Source organism: Nitrososphaera sp. (assembly GCF_050748925.1).
Classification (GTDB): Archaea; Thermoproteota; Nitrososphaeria; order Nitrososphaerales; family Nitrososphaeraceae; genus Nitrososphaera.
Genome location: NZ_JBOGQF010000100.1, coordinates 1 through 6,684 on the forward strand (window position 1 = coordinate 1; position 6,684 = coordinate 6,684).

General features: G+C 56.2%; 9 protein-coding genes. 8 read left to right on the forward strand and 1 reads right to left on the reverse strand.

What is annotated here, in order from left to right; genetic code table 11:
- Nucleotides 1–265 precede the first annotated feature (265 nt).
- The 6 genes from ACREAY_RS08705 (at nt 266) to ACREAY_RS08730 (ending at nt 3,790) form a co-directional block, all read left to right on the forward strand.
- Nucleotides 266–427 carry a hypothetical protein gene (locus ACREAY_RS08705; protein WP_431755380.1) on the forward strand — a complete coding sequence of 54 codons (162 nt, stop codon included), beginning with the start codon at nt 266–268 and terminating at the stop codon, nt 425–427.
- A 27-nt stretch (nt 428–454) separates the two neighbouring features.
- The gene (locus tag ACREAY_RS08710; RefSeq protein ID WP_431755381.1) at nt 455–826 is read left to right on the forward strand and encodes a hypothetical protein; all 372 of its coding nucleotides are present in this window, start codon (nt 455–457) and stop codon (nt 824–826) included.
- A gap of 42 nt (nt 827–868) precedes the next feature.
- Entirely contained in the window at nt 869–1,108 is a 240-nt protein-coding gene (locus ACREAY_RS08715; protein ID WP_431755382.1) for a hypothetical protein, read from the forward strand.
- Between the two features lie 72 nt (nt 1,109–1,180).
- Complete coding sequence (locus ACREAY_RS08720; RefSeq protein WP_431755383.1) at nt 1,181–2,038, forward strand: DNA adenine methylase; 858 nt, start codon at nt 1,181–1,183, stop codon at nt 2,036–2,038.
- 180 nt (nt 2,039–2,218) lie between these two features.
- Complete coding sequence (locus ACREAY_RS08725; RefSeq protein WP_431755384.1) at nt 2,219–2,503, forward strand: hypothetical protein; 285 nt, start codon at nt 2,219–2,221, stop codon at nt 2,501–2,503.
- Between the two features lie 138 nt (nt 2,504–2,641).
- Nucleotides 2,642–3,790: a 3-hydroxyacyl-CoA dehydrogenase family protein gene (locus ACREAY_RS08730; RefSeq protein WP_431755385.1), complete on the forward strand. Its 1,149-nt coding sequence runs from the start codon at nt 2,642–2,644 to the stop codon at nt 3,788–3,790.
- Between the two features lie 248 nt (nt 3,791–4,038).
- On the opposite strand, the gene ACREAY_RS08735 is transcribed toward ACREAY_RS08730, so the two are convergent.
- Nucleotides 4,039–4,572: a TIGR00725 family protein gene (locus ACREAY_RS08735; RefSeq protein WP_431755386.1), complete on the reverse strand. Its 534-nt coding sequence runs from the start codon at nt 4,570–4,572 to the stop codon at nt 4,039–4,041.
- Between the two features lie 78 nt (nt 4,573–4,650).
- Between ACREAY_RS08735 and ACREAY_RS08740 the strand changes: the two genes are divergently transcribed.
- Nucleotides 4,651–5,292: a phosphoribosyltransferase gene (locus tag ACREAY_RS08740; RefSeq protein ID WP_431755387.1), complete on the forward strand. Its 642-nt coding sequence runs from the start codon at nt 4,651–4,653 to the stop codon at nt 5,290–5,292.
- 39 nt (nt 5,293–5,331) lie between these two features.
- Complete coding sequence (ahcY, locus tag ACREAY_RS08745; protein ID WP_431755388.1) at nt 5,332–6,594, forward strand: adenosylhomocysteinase; 1,263 nt, start codon at nt 5,332–5,334, stop codon at nt 6,592–6,594.
- The last annotated feature ends 90 nt before the right edge of the window (nt 6,595–6,684 follow it).

Genomic DNA, 6,684 nt, shown 5'->3' on the forward strand with positions numbered 1-6,684 from the left:
GGTTCATCTGCATCTCTACGGTGTCCCAGTGGGTGGCCCTGTACTTGCCGGTCACCGTCCCCTTGCTCGTCAACTCGGCCCTGACGCCGCTCTGCCCGATTTCGAGAATCCGAAAAGTGGTGGTCTTTGCCTTTATGACAACGTCTGACCTTGCCTTGCCTGAGCGCTTTGCCATGCCGTTGGGAGGCGCTCGCAAGCTGATATTGTTTGTGTAAGCGCGCAGCCAGGCAACATGCTTTTATAAATCGCATATCTATCCCGTGTTATGTACAAGTCTTATGTGCGCGCCGCAGCGCTGTTTGCGGCGTCGATGCTGGCAGCATCAGCGCTGGCCGGATCGTCGGTAGGCAACGCGTCTGCCACCCACAAATGCGCCACCTACCAGGACAACATCTGCATGTTCCTGTCAGTGAACGGCCACCCATGAATCGCAAAGCAGCATTCCGACAATGGCGTGGTGAAGATAAGCGCCAAGGAAAAGCTGAACGTCGCGATTTACATTTACCCGCTGGTTACCAAGGTCAACCTCTCCATAACCGACGCAAGCGACAAAGTCGTCGAGACCAAGACCATGGATTCCCAGTTCATCTCCCAGTATTTCGCAAATGTGCCGCTTGGCGGAGGCGCGTACACAAAGTTGTACACGTGGAGGCCCGTGGTGCCTGACACGTGGCAGCCGGGCACCTACACGATAAGCCTCAACGTCGAGGGCGGGATAGCGGGGCAGAAGCACGACGACTCGGGGACCTTTGTGGTAGAGGTGGTAGCTCCAAAGAGCCCCGTCATCGTAGACGCCAAGATATTCAAAAAGAAAAAGGCGCGCTGAACAGAGATAAAGCTGGTCAACGTCCAGGGCAGCGGCAAGCTGGTGAACAAGTTCGTCTTTGAGCCGTCGCCGGGGCTGCAGGTGACGCCGATAATAGCCACCGAAAAGGGGTACCACTGCGCGTCGACCGGCAACGTGGTTGAATGCATGACAGGCAAGCCGCTGGCCGAGGGCAAGAACGCCAAGTTCAAAGTCGCCATCCCATTCTCGAGCATAAAGTGGACGGCGTACGACTCTGCAAACAACGTCGTCGACACCCAGACGACCAAGGTGAGGAAATAGAACAAGGCTTGACTAGATAGTGAAATCCCCTTAGCAAAACTGTTAAGAGCTTGACAGAGGTGGACTTGCTCGTTGCAAGCCGCGCTTCAGGAGCAGCAGAGGTTCTACCCATTTGTAAAGTGGGCAGGCGGCAAGACGCAGCTCCTGTCAAGGCTGGACGCGCTCTTGCCGGCGGAATTTAACCGGTATTTCGAGCCGTTCCTCGGAGGAGGCGCGGTGTTCTTTTATTTATTGTCAAGGCGCGGAAGGTTTGGCGCGTTCCTGTCAGACGTCAACTCGGACCTCATCACGGCCTATAACGCGGTCAAAGGCGACGTGGACCGGCTGATAGGCGCCCTGCAGAGGCACGAGGCAAGGTTCAGTAAAGAGCGAGACCGCTACTACTATGCGCTCAGGGCGTCGTCGCCGCCAGATGACGACGTAGAGCGTGCGGCACGCCTCATCATGTTCAACAAGACCTGCTTTAACGGGCTTTACAGGGTCAACAAGAGCGGCAGGTTCAACGTCCCCCTTGGCAGCTATGCCAACCCCCGGATATGCAACGAAGAAGCGCTCAGGCAGGCAAGCGCAGCGCTGCGAATTTCAGACGCGCGCCTGACTGACTGGAACTATGCCGACGCGCTCAAAAAGGCAGGCAGGAACGACCTCGTCTACCTCGACCCGCCCTACAGCCCAACAAACAGCACGTCCCGGTTCACCGAATACACAAACAGCGGCTTTGGCGACAGCGACCAGCGCGAGCTCGCCGAAACGTTTGCAAGGCTGACTGACAGGGGCTGCAAAGTCATCCTGAGCAATTCCGACACGCCGCTTATCAGGCGGCTTTATTCAGAATATGCGCAGGACCGCGTGCAGGCGCTCCGAGCGATAAACTGCAAGCCGGGCCGGCGCAGGGGCCACACCGAGCTTTTCATACGCAACTTTGCATAAGGCCCCGTTAACCTTTGGCCGCAGCCGTCCTCGGCTACTCAAAAAGCATATCAGTGACCTTGGAGAAACAGAACCATGTCTGCTGTTGTTGTCGTAAGCTGCGCAACCGATGACGAATTAGCCAGGAACCTGCATGGCTACCTCCAAGCCCGATTGCAGGCTTTCGTCGATAATGCAACAGTGAACGTTTCGTTAGAAGGCGATGAAGTTGTCATCGACGCAGGATCAAAGATAAGCAAGGGTGACATTCTTGGTGCCCTCTCGGCTTTTATCAAGTCAGACCCTGACAAATACGACGCATACAGAATTACAGAGTTTGACGACGTTTTGATAATAGGCATCCCGTCAGGGCACGGCCAGCTGCTTGAAGACATCCAGCAGTGCGACATGTGCAACTATATGACCAAGTACGAAGAGCAACTCCGATTGCACAAGATGACTCATGGAAATGTCGTGATAGGATAACTGTTTGCGTACAACAGGCTCAAACAATGTTCGAGTACCAGCGCTTCCGGCCAGAGCTGCCAACGAAACATCAGTCCGAATCCACTCCACAGCATCTTATAGCAACATTAAAAATCAGCCGGCATGTTACCTCTCTAAATGTCCGTCTCAATAACCAAGATTACAGTCCTGGGCTCCGGCGTCATGGGCCACGGCATAGCGCAGGTGTCGGCGATGGCCGGCTACCAAGTTACCCTCCGGGACATCGAGCAGTCGTTCCTTGACAGGGCGATGGAAAAGGTCCGCTGGTCGCTCAACAAGATGGTCGAAAAGCAAAAGCTGTCGCAGGCGCAGGCAGACGAGATATTTAGCAGGATAACGCCAGTTGTTGACCTGAAGCAGGCCCTTGCAGGCGCGGACCTGCTCATCGAGGCGGTGCCGGAGGACATGAACCTAAAGAAAAAAGTGTACGCAGAAGTCGACGGCGTATCAGAGCAAAAGACGCTCTATGCTTCAAACACCAGCACGCTCCCGATAACAGAGATGGCCGCGCTCACCAACAGGCCCGACCGGTTCATCGGTCTGCACTTTTTCAACCCGCCGCAGCTGATGCCGCTGGTCGAGGTGATTCCGGGCAACAGCACCAACGCCGGCATGGTCGACATGGCGATGAATTTCATCCGCAAAGTCGGCAAGCAGCCGGTGCTCTGCAAAAAAGACGTCGCCGGCTTTATCGTAAACCGCGTCTTTATCCCGCTCGTTCATGAAGCAGCCTATTGCATGGACCGCGATAACGCCACGATGACGCAGATTGACTCGGCGGTAAAGTTCAGGATGTCGTTTCCGATGGGCATATTCGAGCTTGCGGACTATACCGGCCTTGACGTCATACACAAGGCGACAGTGGAGATGCACTCTCGCGATAAAAAGGTCATTCTGCCCCACCCAAAGGTAAAGCAGCTCTTTGAGGAAAAGAGCCTGGGCCAAAAGATCGGCAAGGGCTTTTACGAATACAAGGGAGAAAAGTACGAGCGCATCAACCTGACAGAGCAAGAGGCCGCTACCTACGACCCAATAAAGCTGCTGGCAGTCGCGGCAAACAACGCGGCGTGGCTCATCACAAAAGGAGTATGCAGCAAGGAAGAACTTGAAAAGGCATTGAAGCTGGGCATGGGACTAAAGAAAGAGCTGTTTGTCACGGTGCAGGAATTTGGCCCGCAGAACGTCGTCAGGACGCTGAACGAGCTTGCCGCCAAGTACGGCCAGTTCTACGAGCCGGACCCATACCTCGTCAACTATCGAGGTTAACCTTCCTATAAGAATATACAGAAAGTCTTAAATGCATTTTATGCGTATAGAAGGACGCCGACTGGACGAAACAAGAACCGTCAAATCACGCGCAAAGGGTATAGGCTCTTTGTTCTGATGTGGCGGCTGCCACCGCACGGATGCATGTGCCCTGTGGGGATGTGCAAAAAGGCGACGGCAGAGCAACACTGGAACTCGTGTGTTCGTCATGCAGTTCCGTGAGGCGCTTGCTATACCAGTTCGGCATTTTACTCCAAACTAGCCTCGGCTGGCGCATCCTTGCGCACCTTTTCCAGCACAAGCGCGACTGCTTCCGCTGGGTCCCGGGCTACCATTATCGGCACTCGCTTTCGCTCGTCGAGATACTCGCCGCCGTACTGGTCCGCCGTGCCGCCGCTGCCGGCGATGGCGGCCATTGGCTTTTTCATCATGTAGCCGACGCTCAGCTCTATCAGGGTGCCGACGCCGCCTGCCACTGCTATCATGCCGTCAGCTGACGAGGCGACGACAAAGTCGCGGGCAAAGCCGAGGCCGGTGCAGATGACGATGTCGCAGTACTTGTTGGCAAACGAGAATTCTCCCTGCGGGATGATGCCCACCGCCATGCCGCCGTTCTCCTTGGCGCCTCTGCATGCGGCCTCCATGACGCCCTCGAGGCCCCCGCACACGAGCACTGCCCCCGCCTTTGCTATCTCTTTTCCCGTCTCGTAGGCAAGCGACCTTGCAGCTTCGGTGCACCTGTCGCCGTTGTATCCAATGACTGCTATCTGCGTCCTGCGCACATGACCTGCTTGATTTGGGCGGAAATTATAGTTTTAGAGAGATCAACGCTTAAAAGCAATGCCCGCCGCCTTTGCTGCGTGAAGTTCCGGGACAGGGGCGACGCAGGCGTGGCGCTGGCAGAAAAGCTGGCACTCGTCATCGGGCAGAATGCGGAGGTAACGGCCATCGGCATCCCGAGGGGAGGCGTCATACTTGCAGAAATAGTCGCCAGGAGGCTGGGCGCCAGTTTTGATATTGTAATACCGAGAAAGTTGGGCGCCCCCGGCAACGAGGAGCTGGCGATAGGCGCGGTGATGGAAGACGGCACCGAATACATCAACAGGTACCTTGTAACAGCATTGAGAGTCCCTCCTGCATACATTGACGAGGAGAGGGCAAGAGAGGTCGCAGAAGTGAAAAGGCGGATGCAGGCTTATCGAAAGCCGGCGCCCTACAGCATACGGGGCAGGACAGTCATCCTAGTCGACGACGGGGTGGCCACCGGCGCAACGGTCATTGCTGCAGCGCGGTGGACGAAAAAGCAAGAGCCGGCGACGCTGGTAATCGCGGTCCCGGTGGCGCCGGCGCAGACCATCGAGGCGCTAAAGCACGAGGCGGACATGGTCGTCGCGCTTGCGGCTCCCCGGGACTTTGGGGCGGTCGGCGAGTTCTATGAAGAGTTTACGCCCGTCACCGACGAGCAGGTCATGTCGATAATGCGCGCCAGGGACATGCTGTGATCAAACAGGTAATATATCGCACCTGCAGAACCCGGAGCCATGGAATACCGCGTCAAGGACATTTCCCTTGCCGATGAAGGCAAGAGGCGCATAGACTGGGCAGAGGCACACATGCCAGTTCTGGTAGCACTCAGGCAGAAATATAGCAAGACGAGGCCGCTTGCAGGCATCAAAGTCGCGGGCTGCTTGCACGTGACAAAAGAGACGGGCGTTCTCGTTAGGACGCTAAAGGCCGCAGGCGCAGAAATATCGTGGTGCGGCTGCAACCCGCTATCCACGCAGGACGATGTCGCCGCTTCACTAGCGAAACATGAAGGCATCGGCATCTTTGCCAGCAGGGGCGTCTCGACCAAGGAATATTATGACGACATCCACAACGCTATGAAACTGAACCCGCACGTCGCCATCGACGACGGCGCGGACATGACAGTCGAGATGCACAAGGCGATGGAGCAGGGCGCGATGAAGGGCCAGTTGTACGGCGGCACCGAAGAAACAACAACAGGTGTAGTCAGGCTGCGCGCAATGCAAAAGGGCGGCAAGCTGCTGTTCCCGGTAATCGCCGTAAATGATGCGGAGACAAAGCACGACTTTGACAACGTGTACGGCACTGGGCAATCCGCATTGGACGGCATCATACGGGCTACAAACGTCCTCATATCCGGCAAAAACGTCGTCGTCGCAGGATATGGCCACGTCGGCAAGGGCATCGCGCGCAGGGCGTCCGGCCTTGGCGCAAACATCATCGTCACCGAAGTCGACCCGATTGCGGCACTGAAGGCCAAGTTGGACGGCTACTCGGTCGCGACAATGAACCAGGCTGCCGGCATTGGCGACGTGTTTATTACGACCACAGGCTGCAAGGACGTAATCATGGAAGACGACATTGCAAAGATGAAGGACGGCGCGATACTTGCAAACGCCGGCCACTTTAACGTCGAAATTTCAATCCCGGCGCTCGAAAAGCAGTCGTCAGGGACGAAGGAGGTAAACCAGCACACTATGCAGTACGACCTGAAGAGCGGGAGCAGGGTCTATCTCATTGGCGAGGGCAGGCTCGTAAACCTGGCGGCGGCAGAGGGCCACCCGTCAGAAGTGATGGACATGAGCTTTGCAAACCAGTTCCTGGCAGTGCTGAAGCTGGCGGCGTCAAAAGGCACGATGAAGCCGCTCGTCTACGACATCGATAGGGCGCAGGACCAGGAAATAGCGCTTGCGAAACTGCAGGCAATGGGGGTCGAGATCGACAAGCTGACACCGGAGCAAAAGGCATACCTTGAAGGGTTTTCGGAAGGCACGTAGCTGAACATATATTATCGGCCAAGGAAAAACAACCGCAGTAGTGGATGGATGGGTGGTCTAGCCTGGTAGGATACCTGTCTCACACACAGG

Coding starts and splice junctions, on each gene's coding strand:
- ACREAY_RS08705 (WP_431755380.1), top strand. CDS start 266: ATGTACAAGTCTTATGTGCGCGCCGCAGCGCTGTTTGCGGCGTCGATG.
- ahcY (WP_431755388.1), top strand. CDS start 5,332: ATGGAATACCGCGTCAAGGACATTTCCCTTGCCGATGAAGGCAAGAGG.
- ACREAY_RS08730 (WP_431755385.1), top strand. CDS start 2,642: ATGTCCGTCTCAATAACCAAGATTACAGTCCTGGGCTCCGGCGTCATG.